Genomic DNA, 17,795 nt, shown 5'->3' with positions numbered 1-17,795 from the left:
GACGCGGCTACTCGTGGGTGTCGGCGGGCTGGTTACGGGTGGCGATCAGGGACCAGGCGATGGAGACGGTGATGGTCACCGCGATGACGCCGAGGGTGAGGGGGATGGGGAGCTTGCCGACGGGGGTCTCGGACAGGATGAGCTTGACGCCGGCGAAGGCGAGCAGGACCGCGAGGCCGTAGTGGAGGTAGGCGAAGCGGCGCAGGAGCCCGGCGAGGCAGAAGTACAGGCTCCGAAGGCCCAGGACGGCGAAGGCGTTGGCGGTCCACACCAGGAAGGTGTTGGTGGTGATCGCCAGGACGGCGGCGACGGAGTCGACGGCGAAGATCAGGTCGGTTGCCTCCACCGCGACCAGGACCACGAACAGCAACGTCGCCATGTGCTTGCCGTTGATGCGGATGAAGAACCTGTCGCCGTGGAACTTGGGGTCGGTGGGGATGAGCTTCTTGACCAGGCGGACGACGGGGTTGCGGTCGGGGTGGACCTCCTCGTCCTTGGAGACAGCCATCTTCCAGCCGGTCCAGATCAGGAACGCACCGAAGACGTAAGCGGTCCAGAAGAACACCTGGAGCAGTTCGGCGCCGACGAAGATGAACACGAGCCTCGCGGCCAGGGCTCCGAGGACGCCCCAAAAGAGGACCTTGTGCTGGTAGGCGTCGGGGACGGCGAAGAAGGAGAAGACCAGCGCGAAGACGAAGACGTTGTCGATCGACAGGGCCTTTTCGATCAGATAGCCGGCGTAATAGGTGGAGGACACCTCTCCGCCCTGCCACGCCAGCAGGATCAGGCCGAAGCCGAGACCGATGGCGATCCAGATCGAGCTCCAGATCGCTGCTTCCTTGAAGCCGATGACGTGGTTGTCGCGGTGGGCGATCAGATCGACGGCGAGCATCACGCAGATGCCGACAGTGACCGCGGCCCACACCCACAGCGGGACGGCGAACGACAGGTCATTCATCGCGAAACGTTTCCTCTCCAAGGGCCGGACGGCAGGTCACCCACGGGCGGCGCGGTCACGGCGAGAGCGATCGCAGGGGCACCCAGGAGGCAGGGGTGACCGCGTGGACGAACGGGCCGCCGCCCAGGGCCGCGGCCTCAATCAGGGCGGGTGCGTCGAGGCCGTGCGGACCGCGGCGGGCGGCCACCACATCCGGCGCCCGGTGGCGGGTCGCCAGCGCCAGCAGCTCCTTCGCCGCCGCCAGCCGCGAACCACGGCCCGGGGGCAGGTGGAACACCTCCGGGATGTAACCGGTGGCGTGCGGGCCGATCTTGGGCATGACCCGGGCCAATACCGCCCGCACCGGCGCGGAGGCCGGACCGAGGGAGGAGCGGCGGACGTGCGGGGGCATCACGGCGATCAGAAGCAGCGGAACACGGCGGGCCAGCGCCATGCGTGCGGCCGCCTCGGCCACCGCGGCATCGTCGATGCGATCGGTCAGCACCGCCGCCACCGGCTGGACCAGACCCGCCCGCGCGGGACGGTGGACGCTGTCGCGTACGGGGTGGGAGAGCAGTCGGGTCATGGCACTTACCCGCCTTCCTTAACAGGAGGAATCCCCTCAAGCGTCACCTTCCCACCCGACATGCGTCAACAGTTACACGAAAACTTTTTCGCTAATAAGAGTTCGCATGAGGGGGTGAATACGCGAAGCAAAGTTCGTATGATGGAGGCCATGAGCAGCTCATCGGCACGCGGCGACCAGTGGACGTTCTTGACCAACCACGCACGGGTGCTGCTGTGGCTCGCCCGGGACCCGGAGGTCCGGCTGCGCGACGTCGCCGCCGGCATCGGCATCACCGAGCGGGCGGTGCAGATCATCGTCGCGGACCTGGAAGCGGCCGGGTATCTAACCCGCACCCGGGTGGGCCGCCGCAACCGCTACACAATCGACTCAAGCGTCGCCCTGCGCCACCCTCTGGAGGCCGACCACCCCGTCGGTGACCTCCTAGGCGCGTTCCTCCACCGCGAGGAAACCCCGGACAGCAGCATGCTCGCCGAGCCGGAGGTGGCCGTCACGCCGTGATTGACGAAACCCTGCCGCACGGGGTGGGCGAGGTCATCGCGGGCCTCGTGGACGCGGTACGGGCCGGGGACGATGCTCGCATCGACAGGCTGCTGGACCAGCTGGTCCGCGTCGCGACCCCCGACACCCTGGTGCGCGGTTCTCGGAGCTGGAACGGCTGCGCCGGCCGCCGACGCGGACGACGGGCACGGCATTCCCCCGCGCGCTGGAGCGGATGGACGAGATCAGCGCGTTCCAGCGCGGACGGCTGAAGCTGTCACAGATCCCACCGAAACGGCTGGTCGCACTCGCCCGGTACTAGGCGCAGGGGTCGAAGGTGCCTCCGCTGGAGCGCACGGCGATGCTCACCGCGGTGATGCGGCACCTGGAGTAGAAGGCGATCGACGAGGCCCTGGGCCTGTTCGGGGCAAGCGGGTCCTGGCGGGAGTGCGCGGGCGCGAACCGCGTCAGCGCTCTCGCGCCGATCGGACCATGATCTGCCAACGGTTGTACCAATGTTCCCCAAGGCCGTATGAGCGACGGCGTGACATGGGGCGGCCAAGTGGGGTGATGCTGGAAGTGACGCTCGGAAGAGGTGATCGGTGATGCCACCGCACTGCGACTCCCTCGACGGTCCCGCTGTCACGGCTACGCGCCTGGCCCTGCAGGAGGTCAGCCACGTCCTTCCCTACGTCCCTCAGGAAGGGGAACAGGAAGTGCGCGAGGCATTCGGCCTGGCCGACCAGGCGCGGTCGCTCGGCCCGACGGCCCGGGAAGTGGCTGACCGCTGGTTCTTCGAGACCGTTGTTCGCGTACACCGTGCAGGCGAAGGCGCGCCCTTCACAGGGCTGAAGCCCGCCGGGCTGGACGTCGGGCCGGTGATCTCGGCTGCCGAGCGCGCGCTCGATGACGGCTCGGCGGACGAGCTGGCCACGTTGCTGTGCGCGATAGCCCGCGAGCAGGTGGAGGCTTGCACGCACACGCCATGGCACTCAAAGAACATGCTGGCGACGGTGTGGCCGCCACCCGCGAGTACATCGAGGCGGCGCTTGGCCTGCAAGTATGAGCCCACGGCCTCCATGCGCAGGCCATCGCAGCCCCGCATGCCCATGCCACGCGCCCAGGCCGAGGGGCTGATGGCCACCGCCACCGGATGACGAGCCGCGGCAGTGACCATCGCCGTGCGCTTCGGCTCCGGCATGCACCCCAGGTTGGGGTGCCGTAACGAGCGGCGAACCAAACCCATGAAACACATCGCCCGACGCGTCGCAAAGCGCACAGCACCGGACCGGACCGTCTCCACCGTCGATCCGACGCACGGCACATCCACAACCTCCACGAGAGCCCAAAGAAAATCGGACGCCGACGTCGAGAACGTGTGACTGGCTCCGTCCCTGCAGTGAACGCGACCACAATGGGTCGCACCAGCACTCAGGAGAACCACGATGGCCAAGTACTTGCTACTCAAGCACTACCGCGGCGCCCCGGCTGCGGTCAACGACGTGCCGATGGACCAGTGGAGTCCGGAGGAGATCTCGGCGCATGTGCAGTACATGAACGACTTCGCGGCCCGGCTGGAGAAGAGCGGCGAGTTCGTCGACGGTCAGGCGCTCGCCCCCGAGGGGACGTGGGTCCGGTACGACGGTGAGGGGCGGCCGCCGGTCACCGACGGCCCGTTCGCGGAGACCAAGGACCTCATCGCCGGCTGGATGGTGATCGACGTCGACAGCTACGAGCGCGCCATCGAGCTGGCCGGGGAACTGTCCGCCGCCCCCGGAGCGGGCGGCAGGCCGATCCACGAGTGGCTCGAGGTGCGCCCGTTCCTGGCCGCGCCGCCCACCATCACGGAGTGACCTCATTGATGAACGAGGCCCTGCTCCGGAGCCTCACGCCGAGCGTGCTCGCCGTCCTCGTCCGCCGCGGAGCCGAATTCGCGGCGGCCGAGGACGCCGTACAGGACGCGCTCGTCGAGGCGGTCCGCGTCTGGCCGACCGACCCTCCACGGGATGCGAAGGGCTGGCTGGTCACCGTGGCCTGGCGCCGCTTCCTTGACGCGACCCGCGCGGACGCCGCCCGCCGCCGGCGTGAGGACCGCGTCGACGAGGAACCACCGCCCGGGCCCGCGTCGACGGTGGACGACACGCTCCAGCTCCACTTCCTGTGCGCCCACCCGTCGCTGACACCCGCGTCCGCGATCGCGCTCACGCTGCGCGCCGTCGGCGGGTTGACCACCCGCCAGATCGCCCAGGCCTACCTGGTGCCCGAGGCGACCATGGCGCAACGCATCAGCCGGGCCAAGCGCACCGTCTCCGACATACGATTCGACCAGCCCGGCGACGTCGCCACCGTGCTGCGCGTCCTCTACCTCGTCTTCAACGAGGGCTACTCCGGCGACGTCGACCTCGCCGCCGAGGCGATCCGGCTTACTCGGCAGCTCGCGACCGCCGTCGACCACCCCGAGGTGGCCGGGCTGCTCGCCCTCATGCTGCTCCACCACGCCCGGCGGGCCGCCCGGACCGCGCCCGACGGCAGCCTGGTGCCGCTCGCCGAACAGGACCGCGGCCGGTGGGACACCGGGTTGATCGCCGAGGGCGTCGGGATCCTGCAGGCGGCCCTCGCCCGCGACCGGCTGGGCGAGTTCCAGGCCCAGGCCGCCATCGCGGCGCTCCACGCTGACGCGCGCACCGCCGAGGAGACCGACTGGGTGCAGATCGTCGAGTGGTACGACGAGCTCGCGCGCCTGACCGACAGCCCGGTCGTCCGGCTCAACCGCGCGGTGGCCGTCGGGGAGGCCTATGGGCCGCCCGCCGGCCTGTCGGCGCTCGCGGCGCTGGACACCTCACTGCCCCGCTACGCCGCGGTGGCGGCGTACCTCCACGAATGCGACGGCGACCTGGCGACGGCGGCGCAGCTGTACGCCGAGGCGGCCCACAAGGCACCCAACCTCGCCGAGCGTGACCACCTGACGCGCCAGGCCGCCCGGCTCAACGTCCGCCGATGTCGCTGACGGGTCGCACTCGGATCCTCCCGCGGCACAGGGCGCGCCCCCCATGGCCAGAGCGGTCACCTCACGGTGAGTGAGCGGGTCAAGGGGGGCAGAAGCTGAACGACCTGATCGCGAAGTACGCCTGCACGCTGACCAGGCGAATCCGGCGCACGTTGCCGCTCGGTGGCCGCTCTCCTGAACGAGGATTGGATCTTCCTCCGAGAGGCGCTATCGCGGCAGGAGCGAGGCGTCCGGCTTCCAGTTGGTGTGGACGGCCATCTGATCGCGAACGAACTACTCCTGCCCCCACTCGCTCCGCGGGGGCCGTTGCGTGGTCGGGAGGGGTGAGTCCGTCGATGACCTTGCGGGTGGCGGCGAGCTCGGCCAGGCGGGCTTCGGTCTCGGCGAGGACGGTGGTGAGCCGCTCGATCTGTTCACGCAGGTTGTCGGCTCGTGCGGCGGTCTCATCGTGCTCGGTCTGCAGCAGCCGCAGGAGTTCGCTGACGTTCACGTGGCCAGCTCCACGTCGTCCCGCCAGGTGGGGGCAGGGGTGGTGAGGCGGCGGAGCATGCCGGCGGTGGAGGCCCAGTAGACGCGGGAGGCCGCGTTGTCGGGCCGGTGGTCGTAGTCGCGGGCGAGGCGCTGGTGCAGCATGAGGGTGCCGTTGACCTGCTCGACCACCCACCGTTTCGGTTGCGGGACGAAGCCCTTGCCATGGTCGTCGGGGTTGCGGCGGACCACCTCGACGGTGATGTCCTCCACCGCCCCGTGGATGACCATGGCGTCTTTGAAGCCCTGGTCGACCAGGACCTTCTCCAGGCGCATCCCGCATCGTTCGGCCGCCTGGTCCAGCTGGACGATGCCGGCCTCGTTGTCGTGCGCGCTCGCAGCGAGGATCACCACACCGATGATCAGGCCCAGCACGTCGACGGCGAGTCCCGGCTTCCTGCCAGGCGTCTTCTTGTTCACGTCCAGTCCCGTCGTCTCCTTCGGCACCCCGGCCGCCACGCGGACGGACTGGGTGTCGATGATCACCAGGGACGGGTCCTCTAATCGTCTGGCCCGCTCCCGCACCTGGCAGCGCAGGATCTCCTGGATCCGCTGGTCAAGGCCGTCCTGGCGCCAAAGGGCGAAGTAGTAGAACACCGCCGACCAGGTCGGGAAGTCGTGCGGCAGGAGCCGCCACTGACAGCCTGTCCGGTTCTGGTAGAGCAGCGCGTTCACGACCTCGCGCACGTCGCAGGAGCCCGGATCCCCGGTCGCCGACCGCGCCACCCGCTCCTGCTTCCACGCGGTGACCAGCGGCTCGATCAACGCCCACTGCCCGTCGGACAAGTCGGTTGTGTATGGCATCCGTTCCATGCCCGCGACCCCATCATGCACACGACATGACGCGAGGACGGAACCGTCCCATCACCCACGAACGGGCGACACCACACCATCAGGAACGGGACTTAACGCCCTCCTAGAGCTCACGCAAATAGGCGCGATGGAGTGCCTCGGGAGCAGAACAGGCAAAGGGCTTGGTGATCAGAGGGCTGCGACGCTCTGTGATCAACCGGGAGACCTGTGCCTGCCCTGCCGTCATGGCTGACCGAACCCCTCTGGGACCAATTCGCGGTGCTGCTGCCCCAGCGGCCGGTCTACGATCCGACCCACCCCCTGGGCTGTCACCGCCCTCGGATCAGTAACCGGATCATCTTCGACAAACTGCTCCAGCTCCTGCGTTTCGGCTGCTCCTACGAAGCCATAGCGGACACCACCTGCTCCGCCACCACGATTCGCAATCGCCGCAACAAGTGGCTCCAGCTGGGCGTCTTCGCTCAACTCCGGCACATCGCCCTGGAGATGTACGACCGCATCGTCGGCCTGGTCCTGGACCAGGTCGCCGTCGACGGATCGATCACCAAGGCACCCGGAGGCGGAGAAGCCGCCGGACGTTCACCGGTCGACCGGGCCAAACAAGGCCTCAAGCGATCAGGAATGACAGACGGCTACGGAATCCCGCTGGGTCGTGTCCTGGCCGGAGCGAACTGCCACGACTCGCCGCTGCTCGCCCCGACCCTGGATCTCCTGGATCTCCTGGATGACCTTGGCCCACTGCCCGACGCCATCACTGTGCATCTGGACGCCGGGTACGACTCGGGCAAGACCCGCACCACTCTCAACGAACGCGGACTACAAGGCCGGATTGCCCACAAGGGCGAGAAGGCCCCCATTCAGGCCACCCAACGCTGGCACGTAGAGCGCTCACGCCTGGCAGAACGCCTTCTGCCGGCTTGCACGCTGCTACGAACGCCGGATCGAGGTCGTCAACGCCTTCTTCGACTTCGCGGACACCGTCATCACCGTGCGTACCTCATCCGCCGAGTCTGGACCACCCACCGCTGGGAGGGACGCCCCCAGCGCCGACCGTGAACGACCACGTACCTTCTCCCGCGGTGTGGATCGAGCTGCTGAATGGCCTCAGCGCAGTCCGCTCCGCTTGATCTCCTTCAAACCGCGCCCGGAGCGGCTTGATTCTCCTGGCTGTCTGCCAGGAAGTCGGTGATCCGGTGGTTCGTCTGGGTTGGCATGGCGGTGGGCATAGCAAAGTGGGTGAGTTCGGCGAGGATCTCGATCCGGGCGTCCGGTAGGGCTTTGCGGGCACATGTTGCGATTTTGGCGGCGTCGTGGACGTCGCTGCGGCCTGCGAGAAGGACCAGGAGCGGAACGCTCAGTGCCGTGGGGTCCGGTCGGCGGCCGACAACCAGTTTCCGGTTCGCGAAGCCCGAGACCGCCAAGGCATAGAGCCGCTTCCAGCCCAGGTCGGTGTCGGTCCCCGCGGTCTCGTGGTCCAGGTAGGCGCGTGCGCGGGCCTGCGTCGGGCGGAGCAGTATCGGCAGCGAGCGCATCAGGAAACCCGGGCGGAAGTTGGCGAAGCACTGGGTCGGGTCGAGCAGTACCAGCCGATCGACTCGCCGCGCGGCGTGCAGGGCATAGGTCAGGGCGATCCAGCCGCCGTAGGAGTGGCCCAGCAAGTGCGTGCGGGACACTGCGAGGCCGTCGAGCAGCGCGTCCAACCAGGCCATCAGGTCGGTGGTTGTGCGCAGCGGGCGCCCGCCGGGGATGCTGTGTCCGGCATCGCCCAGGATGTCGACGGCCAGCACCCGGTGGTGCTTGCCAAGAGCCGGGGCATTGGCGAACCAGACCGCGCCGGTGGAACCGCCGCCGTGTAGAAGGAGGACTGGAGTGGCGTCAGCGGGGCCGTAGGCGTGGACACGGGTGGTCCCGTACGGGGTGGGAACATCGATCTCGGCGGTACCGGTGGGCCAGCGGGCGAGCAGTGCGTCGTAAGCGGCGAAGAACTCTTGGGATGAGGACACGGTGACCCCCGGGGAATCGTCTCGTTGACCTAGTATCTCGCTTGGCGAGATACTAGCCCGGTGAGTGATGACATCAACCCCGCGATGCGGCTGGTCCATCTACTGCGCGCAGTGACTGTGGAACTCGATCTGCGCGGCGCCGAGTTCGCCGCGCGAAACGGCCTGCACCCGACCGATCTGCGGGCCCTCATCCATCTGCTTGACGCCGACCGGGCGGGCACCGACGTCACCCCGGGACGACTCGGTGCGGCCCTGCGGCTCAACTCGGCCGGCACCACTGCCCTGCTCGACCGGCTGGAGCGCCTGGGGCTCGTCCGCCGCAGGCGCGATGAAAACGACCGACGACGCGTCGTGCTGACGGTGGAGCAGAAAGCCGTGGAGCTGGGTCGGTCCTTCTTCAGCCCGCTCATCGCCAACCTGGTCGAGGCGGCCGAGGACTTCACCCCGGGCGAACTGGACATCGTTCAACGCTACCTGACCGTCGCCTTTCGAGTAGCCGCTCCCGGCTACGACGTGTCAACGCCCGCAGCCACTGCCGGGATACCGCCAACACCACAGCCGTTCCCGCAGCGGTTCGGTCAGCCATTTACGCAAGCGCAGGCACAGGAACTCCGGTAGTCACAGAGCGTCGTAACTCCGTGATCACGGAACCGTGCTGCCCCTGTCTGCCGACCGCCTATCTGCGCGACCTCTTATACAAGGGTGATTGCCCAGGAACGATCGTCAGGGGAGGGGCTCATGAGCGAGCATCAGGGTCCGGCGGAGGTGACGACGTCGACAGCGGCCATCGAGACCGTCGAGGACGCCGAGGTGCTGGAAGCCGAGCTCGTCGAGGACGACGACCTGCTGCCCGCCACGCTTTCGCCGACAACCGCGCCCCGCCCCCTGCTCCACCGGCACACCATCCTTCACCCCGGCGACGCGGTACCCACCGAGGCGGATGCCCCGACGTACACGCGCCGGGACTTCGAGGTGTCCCCGGCCACTGCGGAGCGCCTGAAGAACAAGGTCGCACCGGCCAACACCAACCGCAACTACAACAGCCAGCGCAGGAACTTCGCCGAGTGGTGCAAGGCGATGGGCCGGGTGGCGCGGCCGTGTACGACGGCGACGTACGTGGAGTGGGTCGCGAGCCTCATCGCCCGCGCGATGGCCCCGAACACGATCCGGACGTACGTGTCGGGCGTCCGTACGTGGATGCCCGAGGACCAGCGGCCCGGGACCACCGAGGCGCGCGGGATGCTCGCCGAGTACCGCAAGGAATGGGGCGAACGGAACCGTGTCCACAAGGCCCCGGCGATCACGGAGCCGATGCTGCGCGCCATGGTCGACACCTGCGACCTGCGCACACCGGCCGGGCTACGGGACCGGTATGCGCTCCTGGTGGGGCGCGGAGCCCTGAACCGCCGCATCGAGCTGGCCGACCTGGACATCGAGGACGTCGAGGTCGAGGACACCGGGGTCTACCTCTGGATCGCCTACTCCAAAACCGACCAGGAGGGAAAAGGCGAGAGCACGTTCATCCCGGCCGACCCGACCGGCTCTCCCTTTTACTGCCCGGTCTCGGCCGTACGGGACTGGCTGAGCTGCCTGTGACGATTCGGCCGTTCGTGGTGGTGTGAGTACTCGGCCGTGGATCGTGGACGATGACTTGTGGGCACTGATCGAGCCGCTACTGCCGCCCCGGCCGACGAGGTCACCAGGGCCGCGACTGGTAGATGACCGGCTGTGCCTGCAGGGCATCTTGTACGTGCTGCGTTCGCGGAGGTGCGGTTGGCCGGGTCGCAGGCGCTGGTGGAGGTGACGCACCGCTCGGCGGTGGCGAAGAGGATCTTCGCTGCTTGGTGCCGGTGCCGTTGTTCTGGCCGCCGCCCCTTGCGTAGTGGTTCGCCTCGGGGGCGTACGTGTAGGAGGTCAGGTTGCCGTGCGGGTCCACGACGAAGTCGAGGTTCCAGCGCCATGCCGCCTGGCACCAGGAGGCCTGGCCCTTCGCCGCGTCGTAGCAGGGGTCGCCGCTCTTGGGCGAGTACACCGGTACCGTCCACGCCGATCCGGTGTCCGCGCCCTTGGTGGTGGGGTTGCCGGAGGCGTCGGGGAGGGCGCATGTAGGGGCCTCCAGGTCGCTGGTGCGGAGCGCAAAACGGCGGAGCGCTGCTCCCGACCGGGATGGGCCGGGAGCGGCGCTCCGGGTGGTGGTTCCTCAGGCGTTCGGGGGACACCCGGCCTCTCGGCAACCCGTCCTGGTGCCCCCGAAAATGACAAGTCAGGCCGCGAACGCGACCGACCCAAGGAGCAACGCCGACGTCGCCATCTCGACGAGACCGATCTGCTTGGGGGTGAGGGGGCGCCGCGGCAGGAGGGCGGCGCGGACGAGAAAGGCGGCGAACGCGATCGCGTAGAGCGGTGACAGCGCCGTGGCGACCACGAGTGCGGCGACGTGGAAGCCCACCGACACGGCCAGCATGGTCCGGTTGCCGCGCTCCCGGATGGTCGTCCTGACGAACAGCAGCGATCCTGTGAAGTAGAGAAGCGTCACCAGGAAGGTTTCGCTGACGCTCCAGGGTGCCGCGCCGGCGGTCACGGCGACGACCGGGAGAATCAGCATCGCCGCGAAGACCGAGACGAGACCGTTCACCAGGGCACGGTCGTGCCGCGCGGACGCGAAGTACCCGTTGACGGCGAGGGCCACGGCGAAACCCGGTGCGAGGAGAAGCACGTGAGGCCGGGCGATGACGACCGTGAGCCCGGCTGCCAGGGTGACGCCCCCGTAGACGGTCACTTGTTCGCGAACCTTGCCGAGCCTGTGCGTCTTGACTGCCAGGAGTGTGAAGTAGGACAGCATGTAACCAGCCGTCCAGGCAATGAGGAGCGGCAGTTGCACCCAGGAGAATCCGGCGGTGATCAGTCCGCCGAGATAGGGGACGAGCAGCATGGCCCAGGCGCCGTGCTGGGGTGGTACCCACTGCCGGCGCCGGCGGCGGCGCGCTGGGGTGGCCGAGGGCCTATCGGTCGAGGAGCGCAGGCTCATCGTCCTCATCCACCGCGATGTCGAACTCGGCGCCGAGGCGGGCAAGCAGCCCGTCGAGGACCTTCTGCGCCTGGGTTGCGTCGAAATCCTCACCCAGCCGCTTGCGCACACCGTCCTCGCTGAGCAGGTGGTGCACCCTCGGGGTCACACCGTGGCGGGAGAGACAGCTGCGTGCGCATTGCAGTACGCAACCGTCGACGGCGATGACCGGCCGGCCGCTGGTCGCCTTGCGTACGAGACTCGGCACATCTCCGCCGACCCCCGCGATGCACGACATCTCGGCGACACCCCGGCGGTCGAGCTGAATGGCCAGCCAGTTGGTCATCTGAGCCGCGCTCGAACAGCCGGAGCAGGAGTAGACAAGCGGGAGATCACGGCGCCTGGTCAACGGGACTCCTCTTCATAGGGTGTCCGGCCACCTCCGGCCGCTCCTGCAGCCCACAGGTCTCGCCTGCCCGGCCGTGGTACGGACCCGGCCCCGCCGGGCATCACCCAATAGAACCGAAAGCATTGTTTTTACTAAGCGGGACTGTAACATAAGCGAGTGTCCGATGAGCGACTGACCGACCCCCGCCCTCGCGGCCCGGCCCCTACCCCGAGCCAGCGGGGCCGCAGGGCCGCGGTCCTTCACTTGCTGCGGGAATCCGCAGAGCCACTGGGCGCCGCCGAGATCGCCCGGCGCGCGGGAATCCACCTCAATACCGCCCGTTTCCACCTCGACGCGCTGGTCGCAGACGATCAGGCAGCCCGTGACACCCTTCCCCGCACCACGCCCGGCCGACCCAAGGTGGTCTACCGAGCCGCCCCCACCCCTGCCGCCGCCGCGGCGAGCGACACGCGAAGCTTCCGGCTGCTCGCTGACATCCTCGCCGGCGCCCTCTCCGCCTCCATGCCCGATCCGGTTGGCGTGGCCACCGAGGCGGGCCGTACCTGGGGCCGTCACCTGACGGCGTCCCCCGCTCCCACCGAGCACATCGACGCCGACGAGGCCCAGCGCCGGATTGTCGCGTCCTTCGAACGCATGGGATTCGCGCCCGACGCCGACGAGCACGGTGTGGAACGCGAACTGCGGCTGCACCACTGCCCGTTCCAGGAGGTCGCCCAGCACACACCCGGGGTGGTCTGCTCCATCCATCTCGGCCTCCTGCAGGGCACGATCGACCAGCTCGGCGCTCCCCTCGTCGCCGAGGGGCTCACCCCGTTCGTCGAACCGCACTTGTGCGTCGCCAGGCTGAGGCGTACCGGCGCCGCACCCGGCGTGACGCCCGCCGCGCACATAACGGCTACGCTCACAGGCGGCCCACCGTTGGCCGAGGGTCACCCGATGACGATGTGAAATCGAACGAGCGATCTATCCATGAGGTGACGGCCGCCGGTTGCAGTGGCTCCGATTTGCCCGCGGAAGGGGTGGCTGATTCAGCTGAGGTGATCGCCGTGGTGTGGACACACCTGACAATGGATCTTGTTGATCCTGGAAGGTGTAGATCCACGTGGCAAGGCCCTCGAAGTACAGTGCGGAGTTCCGGTCCGACGCGATCGCGTTGTGGCGGGCTTCGGCCGCCAAGCAGCCTTTAGGGACGTCGCGGCCGATCTGAACATCAACCCCGAGACGCTGCGGACCTGGGTGCGTGACGCCGACGACCGTCCGGTGTCCTCCGGCGCAGAGGACACCGAGGCCGAGCTGGCCCGGCTGCGGGCGGAGAACGCCAGGCTGGCCAAGGCGGAGAAGGAATGGCAGTTCGAGCGGGAGATCCTGCGACGGGCAGACATCATAGGGCGCGATTCCCTGCGTGGCCCGCAGCGAGGGCAGTCGCCCAACTCGGGACCTGGGTTCGGCAGCAGATCTGACCGCTCCGTTTCGTGAACCGGCTCTCCACCGAGCGTGAACACCTTGGCGTCGGCCGAGGCGGCGTGCTCGGCGCCCGTCGCTGTGCCCGCAGTCACTGGCGCGGGCGACTCGGGCGCGCAGGGACACGAGGGTGAGGGCACGCAGTCCGAGGTCGAGGATGACTGTGCTGGTCGAAAACCCGGCCACTGGGTCTGACCGCGGGTTTCACTCGGAGGACCGGTACTCATGGACGACTCCGCCAAGCCCGTCGACGGCGGCGGATCCGGTCGGGCTGGAAGGCGACCACGTTCGGGGCGTCGTCCGGGGCTCGCGTGACCGGCGGGGCCTTCCTCGGCTCCACCTGGGGCTACGAGGGCAACGGCCTCGCCGCCCTCATCGAGACGGAGCTCATCGACACCTGGCCGCTCCTGCGCGCCGGCGCATTCGGCGGACAGCTCCCGCGCGCCCAGAAGGCCCTCACTGCGCTCACCGGGTGGAGGGGCAGTACGGCAGAACGTGGTGAGGCACACCGCCCACAGCGAGTCCGGCTGCTACGCTGCCGGACTCGCGCCGTGCGGCGTCGCGCTACTGCCGGCAGTCAGGGCGTGTCACCGAAGTAGTGGAAGCAGCACGTCACGCCCGGACCTAGTGTGCGCGGCTCCGCGCCGCCATCGCCCACCACTTCGGTGTCTGGCCCGCGGTCATCTCCTGCATCGAGCGCGGCACCCGACGTGACGACGACCTCGCCAACGCCTACCGCGGCTGGCTCACTGCCACTTGACAGCCAATATGAGCTTCAGCCGGGTCCGGTCGCGCCACCTGCGGAAGCGCGAGAGTGGCGGCTCGGCGACCCCTTGGCGGGTGAGGGCAGCTGATCGGGTCCGCGACCGTCGCCCCGGACGGCACGTTGAGCTACACCGACCGTCCGAAGGCCAAGGGCGACGTCCAGTACACCGTCCAGTATGCGCGAGACGCGCGACACGCCAGTGCCTACGGCACGGCCTTGGTGCACGTCACCTCCGACTGAGGCCCCTCCACACAGCGAAGACCCCGGGCTGGTGGTCACGGCAGGGCGGACGAGCACCAGCACCCGGTTCGCAGGACCGCATACCGCGCCTGGTCCACGCCCCGACGGGCCTCGCCTGACCAGGCGCTGGTTACGGCGCCGGGTCCTGCGTCTGCCACGCCGTCATCTGCTCGCGGAACTTCGGGCACCTGACGATGTCTTCCTCGCTGCATTTGAGGGCATGGGTCAGGAGCTGATGGGCGTGGCCGAGATCGACCATGCGCTGCTCGATCTCTGTGATCTTGGCGCGGATCATCGCCTCCCTGCGCGACTGCTCCCGCTGGAACTCGCCGATCTCGGCCAGGGTCAGCCCAGCCTGCTGACACTTGCGCAGCACCGTGATCCGCTCGGCGGCCTCCGGCGGATAGCGCCGCTGCCCGCTCTCACGCTCGGGCGCGGGCAGCAGGCCGTGGCGCTCCCAGTACCGGATGGCCGAAGCGGGCACTCCGGTGACCTCGGCGAGTCGGCCGATCGTCATGCGCGCGTTCCGCACCTCGTCCTCCCCGTGCTCCGGTCGATCCCGTCATTTGACTTGAACCTTAGTTCAAGTTGAAGAGTGGTCGGCACGTGGACAGCGGCGAACGAGCAGCCGCTGACAGCACACTTGGAGATACCCCCATGAGCGACGCGTACGTACGGAAAGAGCGGGCCGACCAGCTGGTGGAAGCCGCGGAAACGCTCTTCGCGGCCGGGGTGATGTCCCACTCCGGGCACGCCAACCTGAGCGCCAGGCTCGACGGTGAGCGCCTTCTGCTGACGCCGGGGTTCGTCCGTGGCCTGCGGCCCGAACAGCTGGCGACCGTCGGTTTCGACGGCCGGGTCCTCGAAGGCGAGCTGCAGTCCGTCAGCGCCGAGATCATCGCCATGCACAGCGCCGTGTACAAGGCCCGCCCCCACGTGGGCGCGATCATCCACACCCACTCTCCTTCCGCGACCGCCTTCGCCGTGGCCCACAAGCCGCTGCCCTGCCGCACCGAGCCGATGCTGCGCTTCGGACAGGCCGAGGACGTCCCCGTGGTCCCCTGGGGACCCCGCGGCTCGGACGTGTCGGTGCGCGGCATCGCCGACGTGCTGGAACGACGCCCGACGACGTCCGCGGTCCTGCTGGCCAACCACGGCCTCCTGGTGTTCGGCGCGGACTCGGCGGCCACCGCCCACCTCGTGGTGGCGATCGAGGAAAGCGCCGAAGCCGAGATCGCCGCCGCGGCGATCGGCGGGGCCGTGGACTTCCCCCCGGGCGCCCAGGAGGCCGTGCGCGCCGCGATCGCGCGGGTCACGTCATGACGGACGACACCCTCGCCTCCCGTATGGAGGCCGTACGCGACAGATACCGCTCCACCCTCGGAGCCGTCCCCAGCGGGGTGCAGCAGAGGCTGCGCCTGGCTCAGGAGTTCGGCCGGCTGCCGACCGAAGAGGCGATCGCGGCACTGCGCCACATCGTGCTGACCGACAACCCGCTGGGAGCGCGGGTGCAGCAGCTCGTCCACTTCGGACAGCTGCTGGCCCTCGGGCGGACACACCCCGCCCGGATCCACGCCCAGGGCGCACTCCACGCCGGAGCCGGCATCGCCGACCTCGTCGGCGTCGCCGAGACCGCGCTCATCACCGCGGGCGTGCCGGCGTACGCACTCGGCACCGAGATCATCGCCGAACTCCTGCCGCACGAAGACAAGGGCGAGGACCGACCGCCGGGTCGCACGGGCGCCCCGGTCCCACTCTGAGCCAGACACACCGCCAGCCAACGGACAGGGCCGCCACCGCATCACATGCGCGGTGATGGCCCCAGCACGGGGGACGACCGGCCGGGGCGGCTACCCGCTCAGGACGGCCTCCTGGGCGCCGGGGGGAGTTGCCGACCTCGGCGCGGCCGTCAAGCGCAGCCGCGCCTACCGGCCGCAGATGTCGTAATCCACACCGAACCCGGAAGGCCCTCGCTCCTCGTATCGGCCGAGCTGGCAGTCGCACGCGGCCGCTGCGTGCCGGGTGCTCGTCGGCTTTCCTAATCCTGCTGGTCGCCGACGTATCGCGCGGTCAGGGTGCCCGCACGACGGTCGTGCGGGCGCCCAGCCCGCCGAGCAAGGCCGGTGCCCGCGAACCCGAAACGCGCGTGCCCCCAGATGGGCCGCCCCTCTATCCTGGTCCGTTGCCCACCTGGAGATGGACGCCATGCCCGCCCTGACAGACCCGCTCACCGAGGAGCAACAGCTCCTCCTCGACATCGTGGGGACGACGTTCGTCGAACATGAGCTTCCCCAACTTTTTCCACGTCGCCTACCGCATGCGCAAGCACGGCCACGACGCCACGAAAGTCCTCTACAGCTTCCCGCGACATCCTGAAGGAGATCGACGGCGCCGGTCCCCTCGTGGAACGCATGTCGCAGATCGCCGACCGCCGACCGCCGACCGCCGACCGCCGACCGCAAGTGGCCCGGCATCCGCTTCAACAAGACGACCCTCACCGGCCGGCTCGGCGCGCTGCCGGCCGCCGACTGTGACACCCTCGACCTCTACGTCGCCGACGTCGCCGCCCACCTGTCGCCGCCTGCGCCGCCTGCACCGCCAGAGGCGTTGTCCTTCACCGAGCCGCGTGCCTTGTTGCGCGCGCTCCTCGACGTCACCTACGAGCTGATCTTCGGCGAAGCCTTGGTCGTCCCGCTGCCATGGACCGCTCCAGCCTCCTCGCCACGTACGTCGACGACGAAGCGGCCTACAACTCCGGGCTGGTCGTCCTGACCGACATCCTGCGCGACTTCACGCCGACAAGCTGCCCGCGCTCGACCGCGGCGCGGTCCACCAAGCAGTGCAGCTCCTGGACCAGATCCGTGTCATCCGCGATTCCGCCGTCCACCCCAAGCCCCGGCCGGAACTCGCCGTCGCCCACCATGCGCTTGGGCTGCACCTCCCGGTCCGCGACTTCACTGCTGCGTGGGACAGCGTCCGCCCGCACGCCGAGCGGGCCGTGAGCAACCTCCAGGAGGCGATCCAGTCCGCCAGGCCCTGACGGCCGCCGTGGGTGGCAGGGCAAGTGGCCATGCCACCTGGTAACCGGCGTGACGGCCGGCTTACTGGTAGCGCGAGTGCCCGTCGGTCCTGGCATGTATGTACAGGCACTGACGGCGGGTCAGCCGGGAGGTGCTCACCCCGGCCCATCCAGCGCATCGCCGACGACTGCCTACGCTGGCAAAGGACGTCGAGGCCCGGCAGCCGCTGAGGTTGCCCTCGTAGCGTGGAGTCCGTGACGGCAGGGGTTGTTGGTTGTCATGGTGGAGAAGCGTCGCAAGTTCACGGCGGAGTTTCGTGAGGGGGCGGTACGGATCGTGATGGAGACCGGGAAGTCGGTCCCCGTGGTCGCGGAGGACCTGGGGATCAACGAGACGACGCTGGCGAGCTGGGTCTCGCGGGCGAAGCGGGCGGATACGGCCACGCCGCAGGACAAGGAAGCGCTGATCGCGCGGCTGACGGCGCAGAACGCGGCGTTGAAGAAGGAGAACAAGGAGCTGGGGATGGAGCGTGATGTCC

General features: G+C 69.0%; 20 protein-coding genes and 4 pseudogenes. 15 read left to right on the top strand and 9 right to left on the bottom strand.

All coding sequences use genetic code 11. The features are described 5' to 3' along the window. Positions 1 to 7: 7 nt before the first annotated feature. Both ABZZ20_RS34070 and ABZZ20_RS34065 read right to left on the bottom strand, forming a co-directional pair. A complete protein-coding gene (locus tag ABZZ20_RS34070) occupies positions 8 to 958 on the bottom strand; it encodes a TerC family protein (RefSeq protein WP_356876415.1) in 951 nt (316 codons plus the stop codon). A 55-nt stretch (positions 959 to 1,013) separates the two neighbouring features. Continuing rightward, positions 1,014 to 1,523, bottom strand: coding sequence for a universal stress protein (locus ABZZ20_RS34065; protein WP_356876413.1), 510 nt, complete (start codon positions 1,521 to 1,523; stop codon positions 1,014 to 1,016). A gap of 150 nt (positions 1,524 to 1,673) precedes the next feature. Here ABZZ20_RS34065 and ABZZ20_RS34060 point away from each other — a divergent pair, with 150 nt between their 5' ends. The 5 genes and pseudogenes from ABZZ20_RS34060 to ABZZ20_RS34040 all read left to right on the top strand — a co-directional run bounded on the left by ABZZ20_RS34060 (position 1,674) and on the right by ABZZ20_RS34040 (position 5,010). Further along, complete coding sequence (locus ABZZ20_RS34060; RefSeq protein ID WP_356876411.1) at positions 1,674 to 2,024, top strand: helix-turn-helix domain-containing protein; 351 nt, start codon at positions 1,674 to 1,676, stop codon at positions 2,022 to 2,024. A gap of 130 nt (positions 2,025 to 2,154) precedes the next feature. Next, positions 2,155 to 2,394, top strand: a pseudogene (locus tag ABZZ20_RS34055) (hypothetical protein); the annotation flags it as partial. 214 nt (positions 2,395 to 2,608) lie between these two features. Next, complete coding sequence (locus ABZZ20_RS34050; protein WP_356876447.1) at positions 2,609 to 3,160, top strand: DUF6448 family protein; 552 nt, start codon at positions 2,609 to 2,611, stop codon at positions 3,158 to 3,160. 288 nt (positions 3,161 to 3,448) lie between these two features. Continuing rightward, on the top strand, positions 3,449 to 3,856 hold the full coding sequence (locus ABZZ20_RS34045; RefSeq protein ID WP_356876409.1) for a YciI family protein: 408 nt from the start codon (positions 3,449 to 3,451) through the stop codon (positions 3,854 to 3,856). Positions 3,857 to 3,864: 8 nt separating this feature from the next. Continuing rightward, positions 3,865 to 5,010: a DUF6596 domain-containing protein gene (locus ABZZ20_RS34040; RefSeq protein ID WP_356876445.1), complete on the top strand. Its 1,146-nt coding sequence runs from the start codon at positions 3,865 to 3,867 to the stop codon at positions 5,008 to 5,010. 79 nt (positions 5,011 to 5,089) lie between these two features. Here ABZZ20_RS34040 and ABZZ20_RS34035 read toward each other — a convergent pair whose 3' ends face one another. Together ABZZ20_RS34035 and ABZZ20_RS34030 are read right to left on the bottom strand one after the other, a co-directional pair. Then, on the bottom strand, positions 5,090 to 5,500 hold the full coding sequence (locus ABZZ20_RS34035) for a hypothetical protein (protein WP_356876407.1): 411 nt from the start codon (positions 5,498 to 5,500) through the stop codon (positions 5,090 to 5,092). Continuing rightward, entirely contained in the window at positions 5,497 to 6,351 is an 855-nt protein-coding gene (locus tag ABZZ20_RS34030) for an IS5 family transposase (protein ID WP_356876405.1), read from the bottom strand. Before ABZZ20_RS34030 ends, ABZZ20_RS34035 begins: the two co-directional genes overlap by 4 nt. Positions 6,352 to 6,558: 207 nt before the next feature. Between ABZZ20_RS34030 and ABZZ20_RS34025 the strand changes: the two are divergent. Further along, a pseudogene (locus ABZZ20_RS34025) lies at positions 6,559 to 7,281 on the top strand (IS5 family transposase); the annotation flags it as partial. Between the two features lie 203 nt (positions 7,282 to 7,484). On the opposite strand, the gene ABZZ20_RS34020 reads toward ABZZ20_RS34025, so the two are convergent. Beyond that, positions 7,485 to 8,354 carry an alpha/beta hydrolase gene (locus ABZZ20_RS34020; RefSeq protein WP_356876403.1) on the bottom strand — a complete coding sequence of 290 codons (870 nt, stop codon included), beginning with the start codon at positions 8,352 to 8,354 and terminating at the stop codon, positions 7,485 to 7,487. 84 nt (positions 8,355 to 8,438) lie between these two features. Here ABZZ20_RS34020 and ABZZ20_RS34015 point away from each other — a divergent pair, with 84 nt between their 5' ends. The 3 genes and pseudogenes from ABZZ20_RS34015 to ABZZ20_RS34005 form a co-directional block, all read left to right on the top strand. Beyond that, on the top strand, positions 8,439 to 8,972 hold the full coding sequence (locus ABZZ20_RS34015) for a MarR family transcriptional regulator (protein ID WP_356876443.1): 534 nt from the start codon (positions 8,439 to 8,441) through the stop codon (positions 8,970 to 8,972). Positions 8,973 to 9,092: 120 nt separating this feature from the next. Further along, positions 9,093 to 9,950 (top strand): hypothetical protein, encoded by an 858-nt coding sequence (locus ABZZ20_RS34010; protein WP_356876401.1) that lies wholly within the window; start codon positions 9,093 to 9,095, stop codon positions 9,948 to 9,950. Positions 9,951 to 9,972: 22 nt separating this feature from the next. Then, positions 9,973 to 10,110 (top strand): annotated as a pseudogene (locus ABZZ20_RS34005) (transposase); the annotation flags it as partial. Here ABZZ20_RS34005 and ABZZ20_RS34000 read toward each other — a convergent pair. The 3 genes from ABZZ20_RS34000 to ABZZ20_RS33990 all read right to left on the bottom strand — a co-directional run bounded on the left by ABZZ20_RS34000 (position 10,051) and on the right by ABZZ20_RS33990 (position 11,770). Then, entirely contained in the window at positions 10,051 to 10,386 is a 336-nt protein-coding gene (locus tag ABZZ20_RS34000; RefSeq protein WP_356876451.1) for a hypothetical protein, read from the bottom strand. The pseudogene ABZZ20_RS34005 and the gene ABZZ20_RS34000 overlap by 60 nt on opposite strands. A 231-nt stretch (positions 10,387 to 10,617) precedes the next feature. Then, a complete protein-coding gene (locus ABZZ20_RS33995) occupies positions 10,618 to 11,382 on the bottom strand; it encodes a YwiC-like family protein (protein ID WP_356876399.1) in 765 nt (254 codons plus the stop codon). Beyond that, positions 11,357 to 11,770 (bottom strand): putative zinc-binding protein, encoded by a 414-nt coding sequence (locus ABZZ20_RS33990; protein WP_356876397.1) that lies wholly within the window; start codon positions 11,768 to 11,770, stop codon positions 11,357 to 11,359. The genes ABZZ20_RS33995 and ABZZ20_RS33990 overlap by 26 nt, the downstream gene beginning before the upstream one ends. A gap of 156 nt (positions 11,771 to 11,926) precedes the next feature. Between ABZZ20_RS33990 and ABZZ20_RS33985 the strand changes: the two genes are divergently transcribed. Next, positions 11,927 to 12,718 (top strand): helix-turn-helix domain-containing protein, encoded by a 792-nt coding sequence (locus tag ABZZ20_RS33985; protein WP_356876395.1) that lies wholly within the window; start codon positions 11,927 to 11,929, stop codon positions 12,716 to 12,718. Between the two features lie 154 nt (positions 12,719 to 12,872). Beyond that, positions 12,873 to 13,125: pseudogene (locus tag ABZZ20_RS33980) on the top strand (transposase); the annotation flags it as partial. 1,242 nt (positions 13,126 to 14,367) lie between these two features. Here the strand turns inward: ABZZ20_RS33980 and ABZZ20_RS33975 are convergent. Then, on the bottom strand, positions 14,368 to 14,754 hold the full coding sequence (locus tag ABZZ20_RS33975) for a MerR family transcriptional regulator (protein ID WP_356876393.1): 387 nt from the start codon (positions 14,752 to 14,754) through the stop codon (positions 14,368 to 14,370). Positions 14,755 to 14,894: 140 nt separating this feature from the next. On the opposite strand from ABZZ20_RS33975, the gene ABZZ20_RS33970 reads away from it, so the two are divergent. From ABZZ20_RS33970 to ABZZ20_RS33955, 4 genes are all read left to right on the top strand, one after another. Continuing rightward, positions 14,895 to 15,560: a class II aldolase/adducin family protein gene (locus ABZZ20_RS33970; protein ID WP_356876391.1), complete on the top strand. Its 666-nt coding sequence runs from the start codon at positions 14,895 to 14,897 to the stop codon at positions 15,558 to 15,560. Beyond that, on the top strand, positions 15,557 to 15,997 hold the full coding sequence (locus tag ABZZ20_RS33965; RefSeq protein WP_356876389.1) for a carboxymuconolactone decarboxylase family protein: 441 nt from the start codon (positions 15,557 to 15,559) through the stop codon (positions 15,995 to 15,997). The genes ABZZ20_RS33970 and ABZZ20_RS33965 overlap by 4 nt, the downstream gene beginning before the upstream one ends. 1,079 nt (positions 15,998 to 17,076) lie before the next feature. Beyond that, positions 17,077 to 17,277: a hypothetical protein gene (locus ABZZ20_RS33960; protein ID WP_356876387.1), complete on the top strand. Its 201-nt coding sequence runs from the start codon at positions 17,077 to 17,079 to the stop codon at positions 17,275 to 17,277. A gap of 259 nt (positions 17,278 to 17,536) precedes the next feature. Then, positions 17,537 to 17,795, top strand: a 259-nt coding sequence (locus ABZZ20_RS33955; protein WP_356876385.1) for a transposase, incomplete at its 3' end; no start/stop codon positions are given.

It is taken from the genome of Streptomyces sp. NPDC006430, from assembly GCF_040612395.1.
GTDB lineage: Bacteria > Actinomycetota > Actinomycetes > Streptomycetales > Streptomycetaceae > Streptomyces.
This window is presented reverse-complemented; position numbering and strand designations above follow the sequence as displayed.